Source organism: Sphingorhabdus sp. Alg231-15, from assembly GCF_900149705.1.
Classification (GTDB): Bacteria; Pseudomonadota; Alphaproteobacteria; order Sphingomonadales; family Sphingomonadaceae; genus Parasphingorhabdus.
In genome coordinates this window covers 148,423-172,854 of record NZ_LT703001.1, presented here as the reverse complement: position 1 = coordinate 172,854, position 24,432 = coordinate 148,423, and the positions used below count along the sequence as shown (strand labels likewise).

General features: G+C 51.8%; 24 protein-coding genes, 1 tRNA gene and 1 pseudogene. 8 read left to right on the top strand and 18 right to left on the bottom strand.

The genetic code is table 11. The features are described from left to right. Nucleotides 1–16: 16 nt before the first annotated feature. From DG177_RS17620 to gspJ, 6 genes are all read right to left on the bottom strand, one after another. Nucleotides 17–151 (bottom strand): hypothetical protein, encoded by a 135-nt coding sequence (locus DG177_RS17620; RefSeq protein ID WP_337658390.1) that lies wholly within the window; start codon nt 149–151, stop codon nt 17–19. After that, entirely contained in the window at nt 148–864 is a 717-nt protein-coding gene (gene ccmC, locus DG177_RS00805) for a heme ABC transporter permease CcmC (protein WP_108809751.1), read from the bottom strand. Before ccmC ends, DG177_RS17620 begins: the two co-directional genes overlap by 4 nt. 214 nt (nt 865–1,078) lie before the next feature. Further along, nucleotides 1,079–2,128, bottom strand: coding sequence for a Glu/Leu/Phe/Val dehydrogenase dimerization domain-containing protein (locus DG177_RS00800; RefSeq protein WP_108809750.1), 1,050 nt, complete (start codon nt 2,126–2,128; stop codon nt 1,079–1,081). A gap of 133 nt (nt 2,129–2,261) precedes the next feature. After that, nucleotides 2,262–2,338: transfer RNA gene (locus DG177_RS00795), tRNA-His, on the bottom strand. Nucleotides 2,339–2,441: 103 nt separating this feature from the next. After that, entirely contained in the window at nt 2,442–3,431 is a 990-nt protein-coding gene (gene gspK, locus DG177_RS00790; RefSeq protein ID WP_108809749.1) for a type II secretion system minor pseudopilin GspK, read from the bottom strand. Beyond that, complete coding sequence (gspJ, locus tag DG177_RS00785; protein WP_337658387.1) at nt 3,428–4,066, bottom strand: type II secretion system minor pseudopilin GspJ; 639 nt, start codon at nt 4,064–4,066, stop codon at nt 3,428–3,430. Before gspJ ends, gspK begins: the two co-directional genes overlap by 4 nt. A 105-nt stretch (nt 4,067–4,171) precedes the next feature. On the opposite strand from gspJ, the gene DG177_RS00780 reads away from it, so the two are divergent. Genes DG177_RS00780 through DG177_RS00760 form a run of 5 tightly spaced genes read left to right on the top strand, consistent with a single transcriptional unit; the run spans nt 4,172 to nt 8,429 of the window. Next, nucleotides 4,172–4,807, top strand: coding sequence for a 2OG-Fe(II) oxygenase (locus DG177_RS00780; protein WP_108809747.1), 636 nt, complete (start codon nt 4,172–4,174; stop codon nt 4,805–4,807). 40 nt (nt 4,808–4,847) lie between these two features. Continuing rightward, the gene (locus DG177_RS00775) at nt 4,848–6,068 is read left to right on the top strand and encodes an Nramp family divalent metal transporter (protein ID WP_108809746.1); all 1,221 of its coding nucleotides are present in this window, start codon (nt 4,848–4,850) and stop codon (nt 6,066–6,068) included. Further along, a complete protein-coding gene (gene pxpA, locus DG177_RS00770) occupies nt 6,065–6,823 on the top strand; it encodes a 5-oxoprolinase subunit PxpA (RefSeq protein WP_337658385.1) in 759 nt (252 codons plus the stop codon). The genes DG177_RS00775 and pxpA overlap by 4 nt, the downstream gene beginning before the upstream one ends. Continuing rightward, a complete protein-coding gene (locus DG177_RS00765; RefSeq protein WP_108809744.1) occupies nt 6,820–7,485 on the top strand; it encodes a carboxyltransferase domain-containing protein in 666 nt (221 codons plus the stop codon). The genes pxpA and DG177_RS00765 overlap by 4 nt, the downstream gene beginning before the upstream one ends. Next, nucleotides 7,482–8,429 carry a biotin-dependent carboxyltransferase family protein gene (locus tag DG177_RS00760; protein ID WP_108809743.1) on the top strand — a complete coding sequence of 316 codons (948 nt, stop codon included), beginning with the start codon at nt 7,482–7,484 and terminating at the stop codon, nt 8,427–8,429. The genes DG177_RS00765 and DG177_RS00760 overlap by 4 nt, the downstream gene beginning before the upstream one ends. Nucleotides 8,430–8,459: 30 nt before the next feature. Here DG177_RS00760 and rpmE read toward each other — a convergent pair whose 3' ends face one another. The 12 genes and pseudogenes from rpmE to rpsB all read right to left on the bottom strand — a co-directional run. Beyond that, nucleotides 8,460–8,690: a 50S ribosomal protein L31 gene (gene rpmE, locus DG177_RS00755; RefSeq protein ID WP_108812696.1), complete on the bottom strand. Its 231-nt coding sequence runs from the start codon at nt 8,688–8,690 to the stop codon at nt 8,460–8,462. Nucleotides 8,691–8,800: 110 nt separating this feature from the next. Next, nucleotides 8,801–9,259 (bottom strand): 3-hydroxyacyl-ACP dehydratase FabZ, encoded by a 459-nt coding sequence (gene fabZ, locus DG177_RS00750; RefSeq protein ID WP_108809742.1) that lies wholly within the window; start codon nt 9,257–9,259, stop codon nt 8,801–8,803. Nucleotides 9,260–9,268: 9 nt separating this feature from the next. Beyond that, nucleotides 9,269–9,922 (bottom strand): OmpH family outer membrane protein, encoded by a 654-nt coding sequence (locus DG177_RS00745; protein WP_108809741.1) that lies wholly within the window; start codon nt 9,920–9,922, stop codon nt 9,269–9,271. Next, entirely contained in the window at nt 9,922–12,654 is a 2,733-nt protein-coding gene (gene bamA / locus DG177_RS00740; RefSeq protein WP_108809740.1) for an outer membrane protein assembly factor BamA, read from the bottom strand. The genes DG177_RS00745 and bamA overlap by 1 nt, the downstream gene beginning before the upstream one ends. A gap of 102 nt (nt 12,655–12,756) precedes the next feature. After that, nucleotides 12,757–13,881, bottom strand: a complete 1,125-nt coding sequence (gene rseP, locus DG177_RS00735; RefSeq protein ID WP_108809739.1) for an RIP metalloprotease RseP — start codon at nt 13,879–13,881, stop codon at nt 12,757–12,759. Further along, entirely contained in the window at nt 13,878–15,050 is a 1,173-nt protein-coding gene (locus tag DG177_RS00730; RefSeq protein ID WP_108809738.1) for a 1-deoxy-D-xylulose-5-phosphate reductoisomerase, read from the bottom strand. Before DG177_RS00730 ends, rseP begins: the two co-directional genes overlap by 4 nt. Further along, nucleotides 15,047–15,853 (bottom strand): phosphatidate cytidylyltransferase, encoded by an 807-nt coding sequence (locus DG177_RS00725; RefSeq protein WP_108809737.1) that lies wholly within the window; start codon nt 15,851–15,853, stop codon nt 15,047–15,049. The genes DG177_RS00730 and DG177_RS00725 overlap by 4 nt, the downstream gene beginning before the upstream one ends. Before the next feature lie 3 nt (nt 15,854–15,856). Beyond that, entirely contained in the window at nt 15,857–16,525 is a 669-nt protein-coding gene (gene uppS, locus DG177_RS00720) for a polyprenyl diphosphate synthase (protein WP_443216427.1), read from the bottom strand. Nucleotides 16,526–16,620: 95 nt separating this feature from the next. Next, nucleotides 16,621–17,178 carry a ribosome recycling factor gene (frr, locus tag DG177_RS00715; RefSeq protein WP_108809735.1) on the bottom strand — a complete coding sequence of 186 codons (558 nt, stop codon included), beginning with the start codon at nt 17,176–17,178 and terminating at the stop codon, nt 16,621–16,623. Nucleotides 17,179–17,197: 19 nt separating this feature from the next. Continuing rightward, nucleotides 17,198–17,920 carry a UMP kinase gene (pyrH, locus tag DG177_RS00710; protein WP_108812695.1) on the bottom strand — a complete coding sequence of 241 codons (723 nt, stop codon included), beginning with the start codon at nt 17,918–17,920 and terminating at the stop codon, nt 17,198–17,200. Nucleotides 17,921–18,059: 139 nt separating this feature from the next. Beyond that, nucleotides 18,060–18,983: a translation elongation factor Ts gene (gene tsf / locus DG177_RS00705; protein ID WP_108809734.1), complete on the bottom strand. Its 924-nt coding sequence runs from the start codon at nt 18,981–18,983 to the stop codon at nt 18,060–18,062. Nucleotides 18,984–19,399: 416 nt separating this feature from the next. Beyond that, nucleotides 19,400–20,146, bottom strand: a pseudogene (rpsB, locus tag DG177_RS00700) (30S ribosomal protein S2); the annotation flags it as partial. Nucleotides 20,147–20,485: 339 nt separating this feature from the next. Here rpsB and DG177_RS00695 point away from each other — a divergent pair. From DG177_RS00695 to DG177_RS00685, 3 genes are all read left to right on the top strand, one after another. Continuing rightward, on the top strand, nt 20,486–21,451 hold the full coding sequence (locus tag DG177_RS00695) for a phosphatase PAP2 family protein (RefSeq protein ID WP_337658375.1): 966 nt from the start codon (nt 20,486–20,488) through the stop codon (nt 21,449–21,451). Between the two features lie 167 nt (nt 21,452–21,618). Further along, the gene (locus tag DG177_RS00690; RefSeq protein WP_337658373.1) at nt 21,619–22,017 is read left to right on the top strand and encodes an MAPEG family protein; all 399 of its coding nucleotides are present in this window, start codon (nt 21,619–21,621) and stop codon (nt 22,015–22,017) included. A 350-nt stretch (nt 22,018–22,367) separates the two neighbouring features. Beyond that, on the top strand, nt 22,368–24,338 hold the full coding sequence (locus tag DG177_RS00685; RefSeq protein ID WP_337658371.1) for an alpha/beta hydrolase family protein: 1,971 nt from the start codon (nt 22,368–22,370) through the stop codon (nt 24,336–24,338). Nucleotides 24,339–24,432: the final 94 nt, after the last annotated feature.

Sequence of the window (24,432 nt, the reverse complement as noted above, 5' to 3'; positions counted from 1 at the left end):
TCTCTTATCATCATGTTCATTTCCGGGGCCGCTTAAGCTTATCCGCCTTGGCCTCCGATTCAAGCATCGCAAAATAGCTTCCCGCAATAACCACAGCTGTGCCGACCAGCACAATCACATAAGATGCAATCACAAAGGGCCAATGGTTCATTCTGCTGCCATCCGCTTCAGTCTCGCTTCTACTTTGGTTTCTGCCAATATACCGCGCATACGCATAAGAACGATTGCGCCAAACACCAAGCTAAAGCCAATTACATTTATGGCGAGCGGCCATAGAAAAGCAGTATCAATAGATGATCCACTGACCGTGATACTGGCCTTTTGATGCAGACTGTTCCACCACACGACCGAGCGATTGATAATCGGAATATTGATGGCTCCGACAATTCCGAAAATCGCGGTAACGCGGGATACACCGCCTTTTTCTCCGCTCGCGTTAGCCAGCGCAATATAGGCAAGATAAAGGAAAAACAAAACCAGGACAGACGTCACGCGGCCATCCCAGACCCACCAGGTTCCCCAGGTAGGGCGGGCCCAGATCGATCCGGTAATCAAACCCAGTGCCGTGAACAGGGCGCCCGGCACAGCCACCGCACGAGCCGCGACTGCGGCCAACGGATGTCGCCACGCAATCTGCACGATGCTGGCAATCGCAATAGCTGTCCATCCGCCCATGGCGAGCCATACAGTCGGAACATGGATATAAAGAATCCGAACGCTGTCGCCCATGAGCCGGTCAGCTGGCGCATATAAAAGCCCGTAAATAGATCCGCAGCCGATCAGCAAAATACCAGCAACCAGCAACCATAGTGTCAATGGTCTGGCAAGCGACAGAAAACGGGTAGGGTTTGCATAAGCGTGCATTTAAAAAACGGTCATTGCCCTTGGCTACTGTGCGACCAGTAAATCTGATTTTTTGATGGCAGAACTGTCGCAAGCCGACAAGTGTTTTTCTGTGCGAGCGGACACTTGATAGCAATTATCCTGACCTGCGACTCCGCCTAAATTTTCGTAATGTTAGGCCGGAAACGGCTTACATGCATTCCGCTGGCGAACATATTCTGCCTTGCAGCTCCGGCTATCGCCCGATCAGCAGCCGTGCCATATTGTCGGCAACTTCAGCCGAAGGCAATTTTGTCGAAGCACTCTCTTCCCAGATTTCGGTAAGGCGCGCCGGAATTTTCCCGATCCTGCGATTGACTTCCTCGACATCGCTATCGCCGAGATATTCCAGGCCGACACTGATAATACCGCCCGAGTTGATCACATAGTCAGGTGCAAACAGAATGTTGCGGTCGAAAATCCGTTGTCCGTCTTCCGGCGTCGCGAGCTGGTTATTAGCGCCGCCGGCAACGATAGGGACGTTCAGATGAGCGATAGAAACCTTGTCCAGAATCGCACCCAATGCATTGGGACTAAACACATCTGCTTCAAGACGCATAACTTCATCCAGTCCAACAACCTGTGCGCCAAGCTCATCCGCCAAGCTGCTGACATGATCCTTGTGGATGTCCGCAAGGCTCAAGCGGGCTCCATCTTTCGCCAGCAAACGCGCCAATCCGCCGCCGACACTGCCAACGCCCTGAATCGCGACATGCACATCTTCCATGCTGTCGCGGCCCAACTTGTGCTTTACTGCAGCCTTGACCCCCAAATACACGCCCATGGCGGTAAATGGACCAGGATCGCCGCCAGCTTCTGACCGATCGCTGACCGGAAGGCCCGATACATATTGGGTTTCTTTTGATACCGCGACCATGTCAGCCGTGCTTATGCCGACATCCTCGGCCGTGACGTAACGCCCAGCCAGCGAATCGATCATCCTTCCAAACGCTGCCAGCATATCCGGCGATTTTTTTCGGTTACGGTCTGCAAGGATTACCGCCTTACCACCGCCCAGCGGAAGTCCGGCCATCGCGTTCTTGAAACTCATTCCCCGTGACAGCCGCAAGGCGTCGGTTATTGCAGTTTCCCGATTCTCATAGTGCCAGAATCGCGTGCCGCCAGCTCCCGGCCCCAAATGGGTCGAATGGAGCGCAATTATTGCGCTGAGTCCGGTTTCCACGTCGTGAAAAAAATGAACAGCCTCGTGACCATCAAAATCTGGCAGATCCCACATCACCGACATTTGGAAGAACCCCTTAGTTGCTGAGTAACATAATTTGTTTTTCGAGTAATAATATTACAAACCCTGTTTGTCACCCCAAGATGTACCGTTGGCCGTTAGCTGTTTGAATATACGGAAGATATGGTGTTAAAAATGGGGCGACCGAGGGGTCTCGAACCCCCGACCTCCGGTACCACAAACCGGCGCTCTAACCAACTGAGCTACGATCGCCACAATCGCTAGGCCAATATATTGCCTGCTGCGCCGCGCTGCATAGGGATGCATGGGGGCAGACGTCAAGTATTTAGCGCACGCTATATTGAGGATTCAACCATCACAACGTATCGCCGCGCTGACGGTGAACAAGCTGCGCGGGTTTTCGTGCCGCATCAACCAAAGCGCGCTCCTCAACCAGCGCACCTTGCATGCTCACTTCGATGTCCAGACGGAACCAGCGTGTTTTTAGCTTCACCTGGCTTTGCACTTGCGAAGGGGCTAGAAAACTAGCCGGAAAGGGCTCCGCCCAAAAATCATTAAGGCTGCCATAGCCGGTTTCCGTTCGCCGCCCCAAAAACTGGCGTGACCGCACGATATCGGGATTGTTTGACAGCATCGCGAGTAGCACTGCTTGTTCGGGACGAAGTGTATTCACATTGATTGGTGAAAGATCAGTTGTTGGCAGTGCGCAAAGCCAAGGCGCCAGACGCGCATAGATTTCGCTGGTTACGCCTTTGACCGTGCGCAATTCGCTAACGTCGATCATCAACGCATTGGCGGTGCGGTAGGGCTTTTCAAGCTGAACATAAAACTCGTCCTCGGCACCGCGGGGCGACAATACGGTATCACTATCGATCCAATCGGTCACCGATTCTGCAATGTCAACAGCCGTTCCCTGGGGTATTTCCAACAGTGTCATCAGCCGGACAAACTGACTTTGGCCATCTGGACGAGCAGCGAAGAGAGCGTTGTTCTGGCTCACAAGGCTGTTAACGTTAAAGCAGTTTCCACCGTCGGTTAGTGCCGCGGTGATCAAACCCCCGGCCACCGGGAAACGTCGTTTTTGGCCATTCCAGCCGCCGATGTTGGTGGTGCGCCCTGGCGATATACTGACGATCTGCTCCGCAGATTGCATTCCAATCGACTCTGCAGCGATGAGATAGGCCTTGGCCTGACTGAGTTGGTGGGAATTGGAAGCCAGTTTTGTAGCGCCCGCCAAACGGTCAATCCCGTGTGCGGCCAGCACTGCAATAACCGCAACCAGCAACAAGACGGTCAACAACGCCGCGCCGTGCTCTCCCTTTCCAACAGAATCAAGCGGCTTCATAGATAGCCCGTTCCAACAAGAAAGACGTGCCGGAAATTGCGGCCCTTCTGTTCAAAGCGGATTTCCACGGCACGCGGCAAATCGTTCAGTCGCTCGGTCTCCCAGTTTCCGCGCCACTGTCCCCTTTTGTCGCGAAAGCGAAGTTCCAGCCCGCTAATATCATCGAGCAGCGTCGCGGGCTCGCCAATCGCGCCGCCGTCCGTGGTTTCATATTGCAGTCGTTCCAGCTGCTCGTCATTCAGCTGATAGGATATTCGCTGCATATTGGATCGCGGCTTATTGTTGATATTGCTCTGACCACCCCGGGTGAAAGACAAAAAACCGCGGCCGTTATTGCCAGTCTCACTAGCAAATGCCGCCACGCGATCACCCAGCTCATTGCGATAAGGCCGCGGCAATGCTTGGCTGAGATCTGATTCCATCAGGGATACCAGACGCTGCATCTGAGCCATATCACCAAGCTTTGCATCGGTAACTTCATTGCTGTTCGCTGCACCGCGCAGCAAGACCACACCGGCAACCGATAGTAGCGAGAATATGAATAATGCCACCATCATCTCAACCAGCGTGAAACCGCTTGACCGGCTGATGCCTTTCAAAATGCTATCGCTTTTCTTAATATTGCCGGCGATCATGGTATTTTCTATATCCAACTTCTGCCCAACGGCAAAGAGCGGTTGCGAAGGTCGAATTTTCATTTAATCTGATGCCAGCCAATAGGAAGCTTTTTGGACCATTTAATGACAGACCAGAATACCACTACTGCCGATTATCTCGTCGCTCTCGGTCAGGTCCAACGCTATCCGAACAAAAGCATAGAATTATGCATGCTGAAAAACTTCCTCAAGGAAACGGAGTGCCAGCAGCTTATTCAGCGGATCGACGAAAGACGCAGGCCATCCACCATAGCGGACGCCAATGACGATGATTATTTTCGCACCAGCGAAACCTGTGATCTCGATCATGCCGATCCTTTTGTTGCGGAGATCGACGCAAAAATCTGCAACTTCGCAAATATCGACAAGGAATTCGGAGAACCGCTTCAAGGGCAACGCTATGCCGAAGGCCAGGAATTCAAAGCACACACCGACTATTTCGATCCCAATGGTCAGGATTTTGTGAAATTCTGTTCCGAATCGGGGCAGCGCACCTGGACATTCATGATCTATCTGAATGAGCCGGGCGCGGGTGGTGCGACACGCTTTGTGGAACTGAATAAGAAATTTGTTCCCAAGACCGGTAATCTGCTGTGCTGGAATAATATGCGCCTTGATCAAAGCCCCAATGATCTAACCCTCCATCATGGCATGAAGGTTCGCAAAGGAACCAAATATGTCATAACCAAATGGTTCCGTGAGCGCCCCTGGCCATGGTAAGGGATACTGACGTCATGACGACATTTATGCGATCTTTCCTATGAAGTTAACCCGCTATCGCCCCGGTCCGGGAATGATGGTATCGGCCGCCTTCATTGGCCCTGGCACTGTAACCGCATGCACATTAGCGGGCGCGAATTTTGGATTTGCACTGATATGGGCGTTGGTCTTTGCAACGATCACCACGATCATTTTGCAGTCTATAGCAGTACGGGTTGCCCTTGTGTCGCGTATGGGGCTCGCCGAAGCGATGATGCAGACCATAGCATCACCGCCGCTTCGATGGCTTGCAGCCCTGCTCCTTATTGCGGCACTGGCACTGGGTAACGCGGCCTATGAAGCCGGCAACATATCCGGCGCCCTGTTGGGTGTAGAAGCACTGGATAGCAATCTGTCAAACAACCGGCCCATTATCATCCTTGCGATTGCATTGTTGGCAGGTGGGTTGATATTATTTTCCAAACCACGCTGGGTCGAACGCATTCTCATCGCAATGGTATTGTTCATGTGCCTGTCATTCCTGCTGACCTTCCTGATCACAAGACCAGACCTCGCCGCGATTATGGGTGGTTTCATTCCCACCATTCCAGACGGCGGCCTGTTGACTGCTATCGCCCTTATTGGAACGACCATAGTGCCTTATAATCTGTTCCTTCATGCTGCGAGCGCGCGGGAACGCTGGACAACGTCTGACGGTTTAGCTGAGGCGCAAACCGATAGCGCTGTTTCCATCGGTATTGGCGGCTTGATTTCGATCACCATTTTAGCAACCGCTGCGGCCAGTCTGTTCGGCAGTAACAAGGAAATAACGAGCGCCGTCGATATGGCAGAACAGCTTAATCCCCTGTTCGGATCTTTTGCCAGTGCGACATTGGGCGCAGGCTTTTTTGCAGCTGGCCTGACATCTGCGATCACTGCACCACTGGCCACCGGCTACATCGTGCAGGAGATTTTTGCAAAAAGCGGAAGCGACAGATCGCGATTGCCGTTCAATATCGGTGCATTGGCTGTTATCCTTTCCGGTACATTGGGCGCTTTGCTCAACTACAAGCCGGTCGAGATAATTTTCGTTGCCCAGATTGCAAATGGCCTGCTGCTTCCAATCATCGCTTTTTTCCTGATCAGGCTGGCCAATGATAGCGCATTGCTTGGAAATCATGTGAACGGATGGAAAGGCAATATCGCCGGAGCGGCCATCCTGATTATCACTTCCATGTTGGGCATCCGGCTGATCGCACGGGCATTGGGATGGTGGCCATGAAAACCACCATTGATCTTAATGCCGATCTTGGTGAGGCAGAAACAACCGACGGTATGGCCCGCGATATAGCAATTATGGATATTGTTTCCAGCTGCAACATCGCCTGTGGCGGTCATGCCGGTTCCCCGAAAACAATGCGCGCCATGTTAACGGCCGCAAAGGAGAAAGCGGTCTCGGCTGGCGCCCATCCCTCCTACCCTGATCGCGAAAATTTCGGACGCGTCAGCATGATAATCGACCCCGAAGATCTGAAGGCCAGCATATGGGAACAGTTACGGCGGATCAAAAGTATTGCAGCCGAGATCGGTGTTTCTATCACCCATCTGAAACCGCATGGTGCGCTGTATAATGATGCACAGGACAGCGATAGTCTTGCTGAACTTCTAGTCGGCATCGCTCATGGTGCACAACTGCCGCTAGTCGGAATGGCTGACTCTGTCATCGAGGCGAAGGCAAAACAAAGTGGTGTTCACTTCATTGCCGAAGCATTTATTGATCGGCGCTATACAGAATATAGCCGTCTTGTACCGCGGACAGAGCAAAACGCAGTCATTGCAGATGATGCTGCGCGGATTGGACAGGGACTGGCGCTCGCACAAGCGCTCCCGATTGAGGTTTCCGGGGATCAGCCTCGAACAATCAAGACCGAGACCCTATGCCTCCATTCCGATAGCGAAGGGGCCTTGGCCACCGCAGCTGCGATGCGTCAGGCGCTCGAAAATGAAGGCTTTTCTATTGCAGCATCAACCGGATGACTATCGCCGAAATCCATGCATGCGATGACTGGCTTTCTTGCAAGCTGGATACGCTCGACAAGATCCATACCGCCACCGCCGACTTGCAAGCGCAAGATATGTGGCAAGAGGTGGTCGCCGGTCTGGACAGCGTCGCCGTGCAGTTTGATCCTGCACACATCATGCCTGATGAAGCGAAAAACCTGTTTCGGACGCAGTTGGATAGTCTTACCACGCACGCAATGACCGAAGCGGAAACCATCACCATTCCGCTATGCTATGATGAACAATTCGCCCCCGATATCAGCTGGGTGGCCGAGAAAATGGATCTGTCGGTTGAAGCATTGATTGCCTTGCACAGCTCCGCACAATTCACGGTCACGATGCTCGGATTCATGCCGGGCTTTGCCTATTTGCAATGCCATGAAAATATCCCGGCTATTGGCCGACTGCCAAAACCACGGCAGCGTGTGGCTGCTGGTTCCATTGGTTTGATCGGTGAGCAGAGCTGCATCTATTCTTTTGACAGCCCAGGCGGCTGGCCGATAATTGGTCGGACTCCGGTAAAGCTGTTTGATGCTGATCGACCACGCCCGGCCTTGCTCACCGGAAGCCAGCGGATTGCGTTTCAACCGATAAGCAGCGCCGAATTTAAAGCGCTCCGAGATGAGACTGTCCCATGACGCTCATGGTTGTCAAACCGGGATTGCAGACAACCCTTCAAGGATTTCCGTTCTCCGGTTCCCGCCATTTGGGCATGCCTGCCGCCGGAGCAGCTGACTGCTTGTCACTGGCGTTGGCCAACTGCCTGGTCGGCAATATTCCAGCGGCCATCGCATTGGAAATCACTCTGGATGATGCCAAATTCACAGTAGAACATTCTTGCACGATCGCCCTGACAGGCGCAGCTTCCTTTCTTCATCTGAACGGCGAAGAGAAATCACTGCATAGCTTGATACCGGTGAAAGCCGGTGATGAGATTCATGTTGGCGCAGCGCATCAGGGCTGCCGGTCATATCTCGCTTTGGCGGGAGATATAGATGCACAGTCGGTCTTGGATGGCCAGTCAACCTATCTCGGTGCCGCGCTTGGTGGATTTCGCGGACGGGCATTGAAAACCGGTGACGTTGTCAAACTGACCCCAACCGCGTCTACAAGCGAGACCTATCTGCAAACACCAGATAATCTAAGACCGGTTATCGCTGATCGCTATCTCATCAGGGTTACCGCCGGACCGGAATTTTCAGCGCTTTCAGCTGATCAGCAGCAACTTTTCTTTGAAGGAAAACATGAGGTTGGTCAAAGAAGTAACCGGATGGGTCTCAGCCTGTCCGGGATGAAATTGTCACCTCAAAACAGCACACAGATGCAAAGTGCACCGGTTTTCCCCGGCACGATCCAATGCCCTCCTGACGGTGAGTCGTTCCTGTTGGGGCCGGATGGGCAAACGACCGGAGGCTATCCGCGCATCGCGCAAGTCATTCGCGCTGATCGCCACCTGATTGGTCAGTTGCGCCCGCATGCGAAGATACAATTTGCCAAGGTCACAAACCATCAGGCGACAGAAATTTATCGTCAGAAGCTCTCGCTTCTCACGCCGTGGCTGGGCACTGTCAGCTTGTGGTAGGCAGAGGCGTTAAACCTCTGCAAACACAGCTTAGTTTTTCTTGAGTGAAAGACCGCCGAAACGCTTGTTAAAGCGTGCAACCTGGCCGCCAGCATCCATCAAGCGCTGATTGCCGCCAGTCCATGCCGGATGCGATGTCGGATCGATATCCAATTGCAGTGTCTCGCCCTCTTTACCCCAGGTGGAGCGGGTTTCGAACACAGTGCCATCGGTCATCTGGACCTTGATCATGTGATAGTCGGGATGCGTATCTTTTTTCATTTTCTGCTCCATAGCGGGCTGGTTTCCGACCAGAACCCTAAGCGAATAATATTATGAGAAGCGGCGCATTAACCGCCGCAACTCGAAAGCGCAAGATTCTTTTGCAATTTTTACGCGGCTGGTGGATCCGCAATCATTGCCGTAAAATTAGCCTCAGCAGCCAGTTTGTCACCGATCATTGCTTGTCCGGAAAATTTGCAAACCCGCGGACGCTTCTGCACAAATTCCACATTGAGTGACAGCAAACAGCCAGGCTCAACCGGATTACGGAATTTTGCGCCGTCAATGGCCATAAAATAGACAAGCTTGCCTGATCCAACCAGACCAAAGCTCTCCATTGCCAGCACACCCGCAGCTTGCGCCAATGCTTCAACAATCATGACGCCTGGCATGATGGGTCGGCCGGGGAAATGGCCCTGGAAAAATCCTTCGTTCATCGTCACGGCTTTCACCGCACGAATGGATTCATCCTTGACCAATTCTTCCACACGGTCGACCAGCAACATGGGATAGCGGTGCGGCAACACCGCCATCACCTTGGTGACATCATAGTCCAGTGGTTCAGTCATTTTGGCTGATTACCGGCCAGAAGGCTGTTGCGTTGCAGCCGGTTGCTGGGCCTGCTGTTGCGCCTGGCCTGGTTTCCAGCCAGCTGGCGGAGTAATCGAAGCGGAAGGCACCAGCTTGTTGAGTTCTGCCACAATCGACTCTGTCATGTCGACATAAGGCTCACGTGCAACCACGGCCTGTGGCTGCAGCACCAGATCGACATTTTTCGCTTTCATAGCCGCTTTGATCGCGTCGTTGAGTTTCAGACCAACCTGCTCTTCGACATAGGCTGTTGCCAATGTAACCCGCTGCTGGAGCCGGGCTAGTTCCTGCTGACCGGATTGACGTTTTGTTTGCAACGCTTGCGCCTGTGGCTGAACGGTTTGTGCCGTTGCGCCCGGTTGTTGAACTGCAGCATTATAAGCATCAACCAATGGCTTCAATTCCGTCTGCAGTGCTGTTGCACGAGCATTGGTTGCATCAATATCTGCCTTATAGGTCGTTTTCATCTGCTCTACAGCGGTACGGTATGCTTGCGAACGGACAACAGCTGCTTCATAATTGGCAACGGCGATAGAGGTTCTGGACTGGGCTGCTGCTGGTGATGCCACCATTGCCGGCACCGACAAGGTCGCGATGGCCAGAGCGGCCGATTTCAAAACGGTCTTGGTTGAAAATGTCATTAGAATTGTGTTCCTACATTGAAAGTGAATAGCTTGGTATCATCACCAGGCTCTTTTAACAGAGCGCGCGCTACATCGATCCTAAACGGACCGAATGGTGAGTTCCAGTTGACACCGATGCCAACGGAAAGACGAGGACTGGCGGTATCGCCAAAGAATCGTTCGGTGAAGCTTGTCGCCACCGTATTTGCGCTGCCATCTGCTGCAACAGCATCCACAACTTGAACAACGGCACCAGTATCAGACGTACTAAGAAAGAGAGGTCCGGTCGCTGTAACAGTGCTGACAACTCCAGTATCAGGATCCGTCGTTGTAACAACAGCACCGGTTGCATCTCTAACCGGCACGGTCCCGAAGGATTGCGGATTTTGCAAAATTGGAGTGGTGACTTTGAAGACTGCACCGGCGTCGACAAATATCGACGGCCTCAAACCCAGTTCGCGTGCGCCAGAACCGAGCGGAATTTCGAGCTCAGCGCGAGCGAGATAATAAGCGCGACCACCGATAGCGTCATCCGTCCGCTGTCCATTTTCGTTCTCTACAATCTGATTAAACGGAATGCCGTTTTCATCCAGTGCCGGTGTTGTGAAGTTACGGATAACACGGGGACCGACACCGCGGATGTCGAAGCCGCGAATTTGTGGTTCGCCGAGGAAGAAACGGTCCGTCAACCGAACATCATCGATTCCGTCAGCAGCGCTGCCACGATCTTCAAGCGGATGGATATAGCCCGCTTCACCGCTTATCGAGAAGATGAACTGCCCGAAGGGCCGCCAATATTTCGCAGCGTTAAACCGCCCTTTGAGATATTTGACGCTACCGCCGAGACCGGCAAAATCCAGGCTACCGACAATAGTCTGTCCGCGTGTCGGCCGAACCCGGCTGTCACGGTCATCATATATCAACGACGCACCGATTGATGATGTTGTCCGCTCGCCCAGAGCATCGCAAAGGAAACGACCGGCAACCAAAGGATCACATGTATCTTCGGGACTATTTCCGCGGATATTGTCGCTGTTAAAGTCCGTGAAGAACAAATCTCTGTCCAGCGTAACGTCGTCAAAGCTCAAGCCATAGCGTAGTGATGCGGACAAATATTCCGTGATAGGCACACCTGCACGAACCTGAAAACCTGTTGTAAGTTGCTCAAAAGTGGTCTCGCGGTCACTGCCAACAAAGTTAAAGCTGTTTAGGTCTCGGCGGAAAAGATCCACTCCGACGGCAACATTCCGGTCAAACAAATAGGGCTCTGTAAAACCAAGCTCAATCGACTGCGAAAAGCTGGAATAGCTGACGCTTGCACGAAGCTCTTGACCTTTACCGCGGAAGTTGCGCTGCCGGACAGACGCCTGCAGAATGAAATTCTCGACACTGGAGAAACCTGCCGAAAGTTGCAGTTCACCAGTCGCGCGTTCTTCGACATTGGCTTCCAGTATAATCCGATCGGGCGCGCTGCCTTGTTTTTGTTCAATCTCAAGCTCGTCCTGAAAAAAGCCAAGCGACTTGATTCGGTTGGCGGAGCGCTTGACCTGGAAACTGTTAAACGCATCGCCTTCGTTCAAGCGGAATTCACGGCGGACCACCTTGTCGACGGTCAGAGTATTGCCATTAATATCAATGCGCTCAACATAGACCCGATCACTTTCGGCCACCTTGAAGACAATACCCATGGTCAACGTTTCTTTGTCCCGATTAAATTCGGGACGGACATCCGCAAATGCGTATCCAAATAGGCCAGCTGTCTCAGACAGGCTCTCTACCGTGTCCTCGACTTGTTTGGCGTCATAAAAGTCGCCTTCTTTCATCGGCAAGAGCGGCGTCAATGTCGCGGGTGTGAAGTCACGAATTTCGCTTTCAACCGTCACATCGCCAAACTTATAACGATCGCCTTCTTCAACCACATAGGTGATGATGAAGTCCTTCTTGTCGGGCGTCAGCTCGGCTACGGCAGAAATCACACGAAAGTCGGCATAGCCTTCCGTCAGGTAGAATTGACGCAACTTCTGTTGGTCAAATGCAAGACGGTCTGGATCATAGGTATCGCTAGAGCTGAAGAAACGATAAAAACGTGCTTGCTTCGTTGCCATTTCCCCGCGCAGCTTGCCATCGGAGAAAACCTCGTTTCCAATAATATTGATCTGCTGAACCTTGGACTTCGGGCCCTCATTAATCTCGAAAACAATATCGACACGGTTCTGGTCAAGCTGAACCATTTTGGGTTCCACACTCGCTGCGAAGCGGCCTTTACGCTTATAAAGCTCGATAATGCGGGCCACGTCCGCCCGGACCTTAGAGCGGGTGAATATCTGCCGCGGGGCGAGCCGGATCTCGGGGCCGATCGCGTCATCCTTGATCCGTTTGTTGCCTTCTAGCAGAATCCGGTTGATCACTGGATTCTCGACCACGTCAATGACCACAGCGCCGGCATTGTTGCGGATGCTGACATCCTTGAACAATTCCGTCTCGAACAGGTCTTTGAGCGCCTGGTCAGCCGATTCCTGCGTATAGGTTTGGCCAACTCGCAATTTCATATAGGAGAGGACTGTACCGGACTCGAGGCGCTGTGAGCCATTCACAACAATAGATCTGATGGTGTTGTCGGTCGTCAGACCTGGCTGAACCGCGGGCACTTCCTGCGCGTGCACAGGCACCGCAATTCCTGCCAAAATAGTACCACTCAACAATATGGGCAGGAGCCGTTTTTTATGCTTCACAGACAAACTCGCTTTCACGCCTAAAACTCAAAAATACCAACCAGTGCAAAATATGCATCAGCATTTGCGAAACCCCCTGCCCCAACCAGAGCTATCAATCAATGGGCAATCCATGGGCGACTAGCCCGAGAATGCCCTGAATAGTCCAAATGAAGCCAAATCATTAAACGTCACCACCAACATGAACATCACAACAAGCGCGAAACCCGACCGAAATGCCCACTCCTGAACCATAGGATTAGCAGGCTTTCGCCGCACCGCCTCTATGGCATAGAACATTAAATGTCCCCCATCGAGCATGGGGATTGGCAGGAGGTTGATGAACCCTAAGTTAATTGAGATTAACGCTACAAAGAATATGAATTGGTTTAGCCCAGCAACGAATTGCTCGCCAGAAACCTGAGCGATTTTCAGCGGCCCGCCAAGCTCCGTTACAGACCGCCGACCGCTGATCACCTGACCGAGAGTTGTTACAATCAGGTCAACAATTTCGCCGGTCTGGCGTGTGGCCACAATGGGCGCTTCCCAGACAGAAACATCGCGGCGTTCAAGACTCCCTGGTGATATCCCCAGTAGACCAATGCGATACTCGTTGCCAAACCGGTCTTTTTCGATCCGAATACCGATTTTTGCCTCTTTGGAAATAACCGTTCCATCGCGTTCAAACTTGATCTCAACCTGTTCGTCAGGAATGATTGATATTTCTCGCGACAAATCGGAAAAATGGGTGATCTCGTCACCGTCAATTTCAATGATCTTGTCACCATTTTTCAGGCCGATAGCCTCAGCTGTTGATTTTTCGGCGACCGTTCCGACAATCGGGGGCGTGACGCTCTCACCATATGCCAAAGCAAAACCGGCCAAGATCAGTATTGCGAAAAGAAAATTAATTGCAGGGCCAGCAAACACGATCGCCGCGCGCTGTAGCAGTGATTTGGATTGAAAAGTCTTATTGCGCTCTTCAGGCGGCAATTCCAGCCAATCATCGCCCGGCGTGCTGGCAGGATCCATGTCACCGGCAAACTGGACATAGCCGCCCAGCGGCAACGCACAGATTTTCCAGCGTGTTCCATGCTTGTCATTCCAGCCGACAAGTTCCTTGCCAAACCCGATAGCAAAAGTATTTGCTTTCACACCGCACCAGCGCCCGACCAGATAATGGCCCATTTCGTGAATAAAAACGAGCACACCAATGGTGATCAGAAAAGCGAATAATGTCAGCAATATGCCAGGATTTTCTGTCAAACCTTAATACCCTCAATCATAGCCGAGACCCGTTCTCGTGTTTTCGTATCAATCTCAAAAATATCCGCAAGATTGTCAGGATTGGGCGGGCTATAGCTGTCAATAATGTGCGATACAATATCCGTGATTTCCAGAAACTGAACATCACCATTCAGGAAGCCCGCGACCGCGACTTCATTAGCCGCGTTTAATATGGCCGGAACCGCGCCACCGGCTTCGATCGCATTGCGCGCCAGCTTTATTGCTGGAAAGCGATCATGATCTGGTGCTTCAAAATTCAGGGTCGCAATTTTCGTCAAATCCAAGGGCAAACAATCAGTCTTCATCCGCTCCGGCCAAGCGAGAGCGCTGGCGATCGGAATGCGCATATCCGGTGATCCCAATTGGGCCAATGTCGAGCAATCATGATATTCAACCATCGAATGGATGACCGATTGCGGGTGAACCAATATATCAATATTTTCCAGCCCCACCGGGAACAGATGATGCGCTTCGATCAGCTCCAGCCCCTTATTCATCATCGTCGCGCTATCGACGGATATCTTGGCCCCCATATCCCAGTTGGGATGCGCCACCGCCTGCGCTGGCGTTACCGATGTCATTTGTTCCCTGGACCATGTCCGGAAAGGACCACCGCTCGCGGTAAGTGTGATTTTCCGGACCTGATCGATCCGACCACCCTGAAGACACTGAAAAATAGCATTGTGCTCAGAATCGACTGGAAGCAAAATCGCTCCCGCCTGCTGCGCCTCTGCCATCATCAGGGCACCGGCTGAGACGAGTGCTTCTTTATTGGCTAGTGCTACCGTTTTTCCACATTGCAGAGCAGCCAATGTCGGCGGTAAACCGGCGCATCCGACAATAGCGGCCATCGTCCAGTCAGCCCCGAGGCTGGCAGCATCAACCAGCTTATCCGGTCCAGCGGCGACCTCGGTGCCAGTGCCGGCAAGCAGATCATTCAACACCTCATATCGACTGGCATCGGCAATGACAGCAACTTGCGCGTCAAACTCTTTGGCGAGCTTTGCAAGACCTTCCGCATCACTATTGGCAGTTAGCGCTACCACGCGATATTTGTCACGCTCCAGCCGGATCAAATCAAGCGTGGATGTCCCGACAGAGCCCGTAGCCCCAAAAATAGATATCGTTCTCGTCGCCGGGTCGGTCATTGGTTACCAAACAAAGTGATGACGGCCACAACCGGCGCTACAGGGATCAAACCGTCAAGACGGTCCATCACACCGCCATGACCAGGAAAGATCGTTCCGCTATCCTTGGCCCCTGCCTTGCGTTTCATCTGGCTTTCGAACAGATCACCCATCTGGGCCAACACAGCCAATGGGATACTCAACAACACCAACCGAAACGGCAATTGAAAATAGGCATGCAAGGCAAAGCTGAACAAGGCTGTGACGATCACGCCGCCGATCAAACCCGCCCACGTCTTGTTCGGGCTGTAGGTTGGCGCCAGTTTTGGACCGCCAATGGCACGACCGGAAAAATAAGCACCGATATCTGTTGCCCAAACGAGTGCAAGCGTCCAGAAAACGATCAGCAAGCCGTTATCAACGCCCCTCAGATAGAGAATGGAAAGGGCTGGTAACCCTGCATAAATAATGCCGATCGATAATTTTATCGATCGGTCGAATACTGCGATGAACATCGCGGCTCCGAGAATTAGTCCCAACGCGAGAAAGGACGGGCCTGCCGCCAGATAAGACATAATCGCAAGTGGAACCGACAAGGCATAGAGAGATAGTCGTTTGTTTTCCAACCGCCCGGTCAACTCAGCCCATTCAGACAAGATACCCAAGGACATGAGCACGATCAGCAACCAGAAAGCATGCCGACCAATCCAATGGTCACCCAATATGAGGGTCGTCATGGTCACTGCAACGAGTGCCACTCCAACAATGATCCGCGTCACAAGTTCATTGGGCGGTTTTTTGGCTGGGCTTACAGGATCGCTCATCGTCTACCGCCCGCCGAAACGACGATCCCGGTCGCCAAAGGATTTTAAAGCCCGCTGCAGCTCTCGCTTATCGAAATCAGGCCATAATGTATCAGTGAAATACAACTCGGAATAGGCCGCTTGCCAAAGCAAGAAATTGGATAGACGCAGTTCGCCAGAGGTACGGATCAAAAGGTCTAGCGGTGGTAGATCTGCGGTGTCGAGCGCACTCGACATATGGCTGATATTGATCTGGTCTGGCTCCAGCTCGCCCTGTTTGACCGCTGCTGCGATACCCTGAACGGCACGCAGCATTTCATCCTGTGCACCATAATTAAGCGCAATCGCCAAGGTCATACGGTCATTTTTGGCTGTCCGCTCAAGAGCATTGTCGATCAATGCGACTATATCGCTATCCAGAGCTTTGTAATTTCCGATAACCTTCAGACGGACACCGTTTTCGTCAAACTCGTCAATATCAGACTGAATATATTGGCGCAGCAATCCCATAAGATCGGAGACTTCATCGGCAGGCCTGCTCCAGTTTTCCGATGAAAAGGCATAGAGTGTCATCACTTCAATGCCCATTTCACCAGCAACCCGAACAATGTTGCGAACCGCCTCAACACCCTTTTTATGACCCAATGCTCTCGGCAGGTGCTTTTTCTTGGCCCAGCGGCCATTGCCATCCATGATGATCGCTATATGGCGCGCGCCATGGGCCGGGTCGGCTACCTGTGCAGCACCTTCATTCGGATCACTCGACCCCTTCTTGGAGGGCGCGAGCCTCACTGTGTGAGGATTTCCTGTTCCTTGGCGGATGACAGCTTGTCCGCCTCTTCGATCATCTGGTCGGTTAGCTTTTGAACCTCTGTTTCCAACCGCTTCTTGTCGTCCTCACCGATTTCTTTTTTGTTTTCATCGGCCTTGATGTCGTCCATCCCGTCACGGCGAACATTGCGGATCGCAATCCGAGCCTTTTCAGCAAACTGGCCGGTTAACTTGGCCAGCTCCTTGCGGCGTTCCTCGGTCAGATCAGGAATAGGCAGCCGGATATTGGCCCCATCAATCATCGGATTCAGGCCTAGTCCGGCAGAGCGCACGGCTTTTTCGACCGGTTGGATATTGCCTTTATCCCAGACCTGAATAGATAGCATCCGCGGCTCTGGAACAGACACCGTTGCGACTTGATTAAGCGGCATTTTTGCTCCGTAGACTTCCACCGTGATCGAATCCAGCAGCGCCGTATTCGCTCGTCCCGTACGTAGACCGCTCAAATCGTGCCTCAAAGCCTCAAGCGAGGCCTTCATCCGCTTTTCTAGGCCGCTTTTATCATATTGTGCCATCGCTTCACTCTCCTAATATCTATTCGGTTCCACCGACGATGGTCGCCGTACCGCCGCCGCCAAGGACAGTCGCCAGATTGCCTTGTTCCCGGATCGTGAAGACCACGATCGGGATGTTATTTTCCCGGCATAATGCAACCGCACTAGCATCCATCACTTTCAGGTTGTCCGTCAAAACCTGATCAAAACTCAGCGCCTCGTAACGCACCGCTTCGGGATTTGTTTTCGGGTCGGCGTCATAGACACCGTCCACACTGGTGCCTTTGAACAACGCCTCGCAACCCATTTCCGCAGCGCGCAAGGCCGCAGCGGTATCTGTGGTGAAATACGGATTGCCAGTACCAGCTGCAAATATAACAATCCGTCCTTTTTCAAGATGCCGGACAGCTTTGCGGCGAATATAGGGCTCACAAACGCTGGCCATCGGAATAGCCGACAAGACCCGCGTGTCACAGCCCATTTGCTCGAGCGCATTTTGCACCGCAAGCGCATTCATGACGGTTGCGAGCATGCCCATATAGTCAGCACTCGTCCGATCAAATCCTTTAGCCGCTGCAGCCAATCCGCGGAATATGTTACCGCCGCCAACGACCAGACACAGCTCATAACCGGCTTCTTTTGCTGACTTCACTTCGGCAGCGATCCGATTCACGGTTTCCGGGTCGATTCCGAACTCACCGGAACCCATCAAGGCTTCACCCGAAAGCTTCAGCAAAATGCGCTTAAACGCTGGTCTTTTCATGCAAAATCCATCCCACAAACTGTGACGCCTCGGCGTCTGCTCAGCCCCAAATATGACAATGGCGCAGACCATAGATAGTCCGCGCCATTGCGCCAAGTGTTAATGCGCCCAACTGATATTTGGTCGCAATTTTGGTTGTTTAGCTGCCGAGAGTTGCGGCGACTTCTGCGGCGAAGTCTTCCTCTTTCTTCTCGATGCCCTCGCCAAGCTGAAAGCGGACATATTCAGTCAGTTTGATCTCAGCGCCAGCATCCTTGCCTGCCTGCTCGACAACCTGAGCAATCGGCGTCTTGTTATCCATGACGAATATCTGGCTGAGCAATGCGTTTTCCTTGGCAAATTTTGCCATCGCACCGTCGACCATTTTCTCGACGATATTGGCTGGCTTACCGGATTCGGCAGCTTTTTCGGTTGCGATTGAACGTTCCCGCTCGAGCATGTCCTGATCCAGGCCATCAGCGTTCAGTGCCAACGGGAAAGCTGCAGCAATGTGCATCGCGATCTGCTTGCCCAATGGCTCGAGAACGTCAGCACCCGCGGTGCTTTCGAGAGCAACCAGCACACCGATTTTACCCATTGTTGGGGTCACGGCATTGTGGACATATGGAACAACGGTGCCGCTGCTTACTGCAACGGTTTTCATCCGGCGGATCGCCTGATTTTCACCGATGGTCGCAATATTGTTGGTCAGGGTTTCCTGAACCGTACCGCCAGCGGGATAGTCTGCCGCAGCCAAAGCTTCGACATCATCACTGCCCAGACCCAATGCAACTTCGGTCACGCCAGTTACAAAGCCCTGGAACTGATCGTTCTTGGCAACAAAGTCGGTTTCACTGTTCACTTCAACAGCCACGCCTTTGGTACCGGATACGGCCACGCCAACAAGGCCTTCAGCCGCCGTACGGCTTGATTTCTTCTGAGCGGCAGCGAGACCCTTGGTACGCAACAGGTCGACTGCTGCTTCCACGTCACCATTAGTTTCGTTCAATGCTTTTTTGCAATCCATCATGCCAGCGCCGGTGCGCTCACGCAGTTCTTTCACTGCTGCTGCGGTAATAGCCATGTTCTTAGTTCCTCAATTTCGTGTGTGAGAATGTAGTGCTTTTAATAAAATGAAGGGGCAGCACCGATGCCGCCCCGCCATTTTCCTATGCGGTCAATATATGACCGCACCAAGACGCTTCAAGTTTAGGCCTTTTCGTCGGCTTTCTTATCGTCGTCTTTTTTAGCAGCAGCTTTCTTGGCTGGTGCTTTTTTGGCAGGAGCCTTTTTAGCAGCAGCCTTCTTTGCCGGAGCTTTCTTGGCTGCTGGTTTTTTTGCAGGAGCTTTTGCTTCTTCTGCTGGTTTTTCTTCAGCAGGCTTTTCCTCGGCAGGTTTGGCTTCTTCAGCAGCAGGCGCTTCTTCCACTGGCGCCGCATCCATCTCTGCAACAGCAGCCGCTTCACCCGCAGCCATTGCACTTGCATTGGCTTCGCTTGATACGATCGCTTCTACCGGAGGCGCAATTTCCGCACCCAGATCTTTACCCGATGCAACAGCCGCTTCCTGACCGCCTTTGGTTGCAGCAGCAGCGACGGATTCGCAATAAAGGCGAATAGCGCGCGCCGCATCATCATTGCCGGGAACCGGGAATGCGATGTTGCTGGGGTCAACGTTGGAATCAAGGATTGCAACAACCGGAATACCCAGAACATTGGCTTCCTTAATTGCGAGCTCTTCCTTGTTGGCATCGATTACGAACATCACATCCGGAATGCCGCCCATGTCACGGATACCGCCCAAAGACAGTTCCAGCTTATCACGCTCACGCGTCATCTGGAGGGCTTCTTTCTTGGTGAAGCCAGCCATGTCACCGGAAAGCTGCTCTTCAAGCGTCTTCATCCGGCGGATCGAGTTGGAAATGGTTTTCCAGTTGGTCAGCATGCCACCGAGCCAGCGATGGTTGACGAAATGCTGTCCGCTCATCCGCGCCGCTTCTGCGATAGGCTCTTGCGCTTGACGCTTTGTGCCAACGAAAAGAACCTTGCCGCCAGACGACACCGCATTGGCAATGAAATCAAGCGCGCGAGCGAACAAAGGCACGCTCTGCGAAAGGTCAAGAATGTGGACACCGTTACGGGCACCAAAGATGTAAGGTTTCATCTTCGGGTTCCAGCGGTGGGTCTGGTGGCCGAAATGCGATCCGGCTTCAATCAATTGCTGTAGGGTGACGACAGGGGCCGCCATAATAGTTCTCCTTATCCGGTTATGCCTCTGGAAAGCTGAGAACCTCAAACGACCTGAAAGGCCGGTATCAGCACCGGTATGAGCGCTTTCCATGTGGAATGAGCGTGCCGTTAGAGTGATGCTGGGGGAAATGCAAGAGTAAAGTTGGAAGATCGGTCAGTATCTGTGCGGTAGCAAGCATCATATGAAGTTAATCGGGTGGTGTCGAGGTTGGTGGACGAGAGGATATTGGTGTCCGCTTTGGACGCAAGTCAGGCATTGGGACTATCTGTTATTGTCGCGAATGGAAGCTTTGAAAGCTCTGCTTGCTCAGAGCTGATCAAGGCGATATCGAGTCGAATGTTTGATTTAAATTTCAATGAGTCACTGCTCACTTTCATTGCGCAGTATCGTAGTGAGTATGCCACAAAAATAGTCCAAGCCATCACCTTCATGGGCGAGATTAATGGATATCTCATAGTTGTTGCCTTACTATACACAATGGTGGGCAAACGCTTGGCAGTGCAATCCTCCATTGTTGTTCTTGTTGCGATGATTGCCAACCATCTCCTCAAGACCTTGATCCAAAATCCACGACCTTTCGTGTCCGATGGAACCCATATGGAAAACTGGGCGGTCTCACCCAGTCGAGCAGCGGAACTCGCGGCGGAATTCTCGACACCATCGGGCCATGCCATGGCAGCTGCAGCCTTTTATCTATTCTTGGTCTTTCGGACAAAGAGCTGGATTGCGAGATATACCCTGATCCTGGCTGCAATCTTGATTGGATTGTCCAGACCGATATTGGGTGTGCATTATGCCGAAGACATTCTTATTGGTTGGTTGCTGGGTGGTGGCATTGCTGTTTTGGCTTCATCACATATAGACCGGCTCTGGAACCAATGGCGCCTGATACGAGCACCAATACAAATTGCGCTGACCGCGGCCGTCAGTATTAGTGTTTGGGTCATCACAATCGTCGCCACACAGCGCCCCGTGGCCGAGTTGCCAGTCGAGTTTATCAGTGTCTTGGGGTTTCTCACTGGAGTTTTGCTGGCTGCACCGATCGAAGCAAATCGCGTAGACTTTACCCCAAAAGGAGCATCCGTCGCTACCAAGGCGTTTAGATTTGTTTTGATGATGACAATCCTCGCCGGGGCGATTTTACTGCTTGATGCACTGACCACGGTCGTTGGAACCGGACATGGTGCATATGAAAGCGGACTCAGATACCTCAGATATATAGCGGTCGGTGCGATTGGTGTCTTGGCAGTACCTTGGACGTTTGTGCAGCTCAGAAATTGGAATGATAACCGCCGAAACTGACTTGGTAATCTATCTCAAAAGAAAGATGCCAGAATAAACCGGATTTCGAACCTAAATTGATGTCTCAATGAACTCATATTGATAACCCAGCATAACCTTCCAGGTAATTGATGGGCCGTTTTCGGGTCTCTAACCGCGGACTCCTGATATTATCGGAAAGGTTCATCATGACATTCGAGCTCGCTGTCGCCGGTTGGTTGACGATCATCTACATCACCCTTGTCATGATTCAGGGAGGCTTGGTTCCGGGTCGGCAGGGATTTGCTTGGCGGCTGGGTAGCCGTGATGAACCGCAGGAGAAGACACTCTTGCAGAGCCGCGCAGACCGAACGGTGAACAATCATGGTCAAGCGATGTTGATGTTCCTGCCGCTGATCTTCATCGCCACATTTATTGAACTGTCCAACGACATGACCCAGATTGCCGCTGGCCTTTTTTTGGTGGGACGTATCTTGTTTGCACCGCTCTACTTGATGGGAATTGCATATTGGCGTTCAGCAGCATTTGGTCTGACGCTGATTGCGTTGCTAATCTTCTTGTCACAGTTGATCGGGTATATTCTGTAATGAAAACAATTTGAGAGTCTTTAGCCAAAGGTTGAAATCAATATCAAACAACATAGAGGGACTTTGGAAAATCCTGTCCTTCAGTCTCGCAACTCTCAGCGAACCGGTGGTCACTTTATAACGTTCGCTTTCGGCATATCGCAGCCATGAAGTCTCATCCGTTATGGATGTAAAAGCCATCACAGCATAGCGCTAAGAAACATTTTTATGTTGAATAAGGCATGCGGGTTTGAGATGTTCCTGTTGAATAATCTCGGGGCATGAACATCATCAAACTACATGCATTATTTTATAGCTGGATTCGAAATCTGGTTCATTTTCTTACTCTGACATCCCTGATGGTCGGGCTCATGGCTACGCCTCAATCTGCTTTTGGCATGGACAATATGCCTCCGGATCCGATCCCAGTCCAAAGCTATTCTGCACTACCCTTCCTGCACTCTCCTTCCCTTTCTCCAAATGGAGAAAAAATTGCCGTTTTGGTAACAAAGGGAGATGAAAAACTTATCGGAATAATTGACTTAGCGGCTCCGGCTGACAGCAACCTCAAATATTATTCCATCGGCAAAAGCAAAATAAACTGGTTCCATTGGGCCGGTGACAAGCAATTGCTGATGAGTTTCGGCAGTGTGAGAAACCTCATCTTCCTGTTCTTCTCCACCAACTCTCTCAAGCGCCTCGATCTGGAAACATCCGAAGTGCTTGAGCTCAATAAGAAATCAGAACTGGAAAAAGACAAGATCATTTTTCAGGATCAATCTGGGCGTTACATCATTGCTTACCAGTATCGACGAGGAAAGCCGTATGCGGTGCGGATCAGCCTTGAAAACGCAAGCGAAGTGGTCATTGAAAAGCCTCGCCACCAAATAGATCAATGGCTCACTGATACCGCAGGGAATATTCGCGCGGGCATAAACTATAGCAAAAAAAGATGGCGACTATACTATCGTGAAGAGCCTGGCGCAAAGCTGGCTAAGATCGAAAATCGCCGCTATGATTCATTTGAAGACGGTGTTGTCGAAGATCTTCTTTTTGTGCCCGAAACCGGCCAAACCATCATATTGACCAATGGAAAAAATGGCCGGTTTGGCGCCTATAACTATAGTATCCGTGAAGATATTATCGGTGATGCCATATATGAACATCCAACCGCGGACGTCACGCGGCTCGTAGTAAACTCCAACAAAAAACTGCTCGGTGTGGAGTTTGATGCTGAAAAGCCAGGGCAAAAGTGGCTGGTACCAGAGCTCGAAGATTCATATCAGCGGATCAATCGAGTTTTCAAATCCAAGCAGAATAGGATATTGGGGACCAGCAATGATCGCCAGGTCGTATTGTTCTGGTCTGGATCAGGATCGGACCCGGGTTCCTATTATCTCTACTATCCCAAACTGAAAAAGATCGAACAGGTCTTGATCCCCTTCGACAAAATCAATCCCGAAGACATGGCACCGATGGAGCCTATAAAATATCAATCGCGGGATGGACACATGATACCAGCCTATCTGACGATGCCGAAGGGGCTGACGCACAAAAATCTGCCGACGGTTATCATGCCCCATGGCGGACCGTTTATGCGCACCAGTTGGGAGTTTGATCCCTGGGCACAGTTATTGGCAAATCGTGGATATGCTGTGCTGCAACCCAATTTCCGGGGATCCACAGGATATGGCCGTGACTATGTCGAAAAAGGCTATGACCAGTGGGGTACCGGCATGATCGATGACATTGATGACGGCGTAGATTGGATGATTGCCCAAGGTATCGCGGACGAGAACCGCATCTGTATCATGGGCGCCAGCTATGGAGGGTATGCCGCGTTGTGGAGCACGATCAGACAGCCCGAAAAGTATAAATGTGCAATCAGTTTAAATGGTGTGACCGATGTTCGGGCGATGTTGAAATATGATCGCAAGCAATTCGCTGCACGGCGTTACGCTCGAAAATGGGAAGAGAAAGTCGCGGGTGAGGAAAAGAAAGATCTCGAAGCCATTTCTCCTGTGCAGCAAGCGGCTCGCATGCGTGTTCCTGTGCTCATTGCTCAAGGTGAAAAGGACACTAATGTGCCCAGGAAGCATGCCGATGATTTCATTGAAGCGCTCAATGATGCCGGCTTCAACAAGTTCGAGGAGATATATTTCCCCAAATCAGGGCATGATTTCGCAAACACTGAAGAATCTACCAACTTCCTGAAAAAATCGCTGCAGTTTCTTGCCAAGCACAACCCTTCCTCAATCAATAGCGACCCCCAAGCCGAAGATCTCAAAATTGAAGTTAAAACCGAAACTAAAGATGATAAATCGCCTGAAAAAGAATCCTAAATTGTGCTTTGGGTCATCCACTCAATGAACTGAACCAGTGACCAGAATGGTCTGCTGAGCGGAGTATGCGTCACATTCGCATCATAATTCCGAG

What these genes read in the sequence shown, in the direction of transcription:
- DG177_RS00730 (WP_108809738.1), bottom strand. Translation starts at nt 15,050, where the DNA reads ATGACCGACCCGGCGACGAGAACGATATCTATTTTTGGGGCTACGGGC.
- pxpA (WP_337658385.1), top strand. Translation starts at nt 6,065, where the DNA reads ATGAAAACCACCATTGATCTTAATGCCGATCTTGGTGAGGCAGAAACA.
- fabZ (WP_108809742.1), bottom strand. Translation starts at nt 9,259, where the DNA reads ATGACTGAACCACTGGACTATGATGTCACCAAGGTGATGGCGGTGTTG.
- tsf (WP_108809734.1), bottom strand. Translation starts at nt 18,983, where the DNA reads ATGGCTATTACCGCAGCAGCAGTGAAAGAACTGCGTGAGCGCACCGGC.
- DG177_RS00695 (WP_337658375.1), top strand. Translation starts at nt 20,486, where the DNA reads ATGTTTGATTTAAATTTCAATGAGTCACTGCTCACTTTCATTGCGCAG.
- pyrH (WP_108812695.1), bottom strand. Translation starts at nt 17,920, where the DNA reads ATGAAAAGACCAGCGTTTAAGCGCATTTTGCTGAAGCTTTCGGGTGAA.
- DG177_RS00760 (WP_108809743.1), top strand. Translation starts at nt 7,482, where the DNA reads ATGACGCTCATGGTTGTCAAACCGGGATTGCAGACAACCCTTCAAGGA.
- DG177_RS00780 (WP_108809747.1), top strand. Translation starts at nt 4,172, where the DNA reads ATGACAGACCAGAATACCACTACTGCCGATTATCTCGTCGCTCTCGGT.
- DG177_RS00745 (WP_108809741.1), bottom strand. Translation starts at nt 9,922, where the DNA reads ATGACATTTTCAACCAAGACCGTTTTGAAATCGGCCGCTCTGGCCATC.
- DG177_RS00800 (WP_108809750.1), bottom strand. Translation starts at nt 2,128, where the DNA reads ATGTCGGTGATGTGGGATCTGCCAGATTTTGATGGTCACGAGGCTGTT.
- frr (WP_108809735.1), bottom strand. Translation starts at nt 17,178, where the DNA reads ATGGCACAATATGATAAAAGCGGCCTAGAAAAGCGGATGAAGGCCTCG.
- ccmC (WP_108809751.1), bottom strand. Translation starts at nt 864, where the DNA reads ATGCACGCTTATGCAAACCCTACCCGTTTTCTGTCGCTTGCCAGACCA.
- DG177_RS00725 (WP_108809737.1), bottom strand. Translation starts at nt 15,853, where the DNA reads ATGAGCGATCCTGTAAGCCCAGCCAAAAAACCGCCCAATGAACTTGTG.
- DG177_RS00685 (WP_337658371.1), top strand. Translation starts at nt 22,368, where the DNA reads ATGGCTACGCCTCAATCTGCTTTTGGCATGGACAATATGCCTCCGGAT.
- rpmE (WP_108812696.1), bottom strand. Translation starts at nt 8,690, where the DNA reads ATGAAAAAAGATACGCATCCCGACTATCACATGATCAAGGTCCAGATG.
- gspK (WP_108809749.1), bottom strand. Translation starts at nt 3,431, where the DNA reads ATGAAGCCGCTTGATTCTGTTGGAAAGGGAGAGCACGGCGCGGCGTTG.
- uppS (WP_443216427.1), bottom strand. Translation starts at nt 16,525, where the DNA reads ATGGATGGCAATGGCCGCTGGGCCAAGAAAAAGCACCTGCCGAGAGCA.
- DG177_RS00775 (WP_108809746.1), top strand. Translation starts at nt 4,848, where the DNA reads ATGAAGTTAACCCGCTATCGCCCCGGTCCGGGAATGATGGTATCGGCC.
- gspJ (WP_337658387.1), bottom strand. Translation starts at nt 4,066, where the DNA reads ATGATCGCCGGCAATATTAAGAAAAGCGATAGCATTTTGAAAGGCATC.
- DG177_RS00690 (WP_337658373.1), top strand. Translation starts at nt 21,619, where the DNA reads ATGACATTCGAGCTCGCTGTCGCCGGTTGGTTGACGATCATCTACATC.
- DG177_RS00765 (WP_108809744.1), top strand. Translation starts at nt 6,820, where the DNA reads ATGACTATCGCCGAAATCCATGCATGCGATGACTGGCTTTCTTGCAAG.
- DG177_RS17620 (WP_337658390.1), bottom strand. Translation starts at nt 151, where the DNA reads ATGAACCATTGGCCCTTTGTGATTGCATCTTATGTGATTGTGCTGGTC.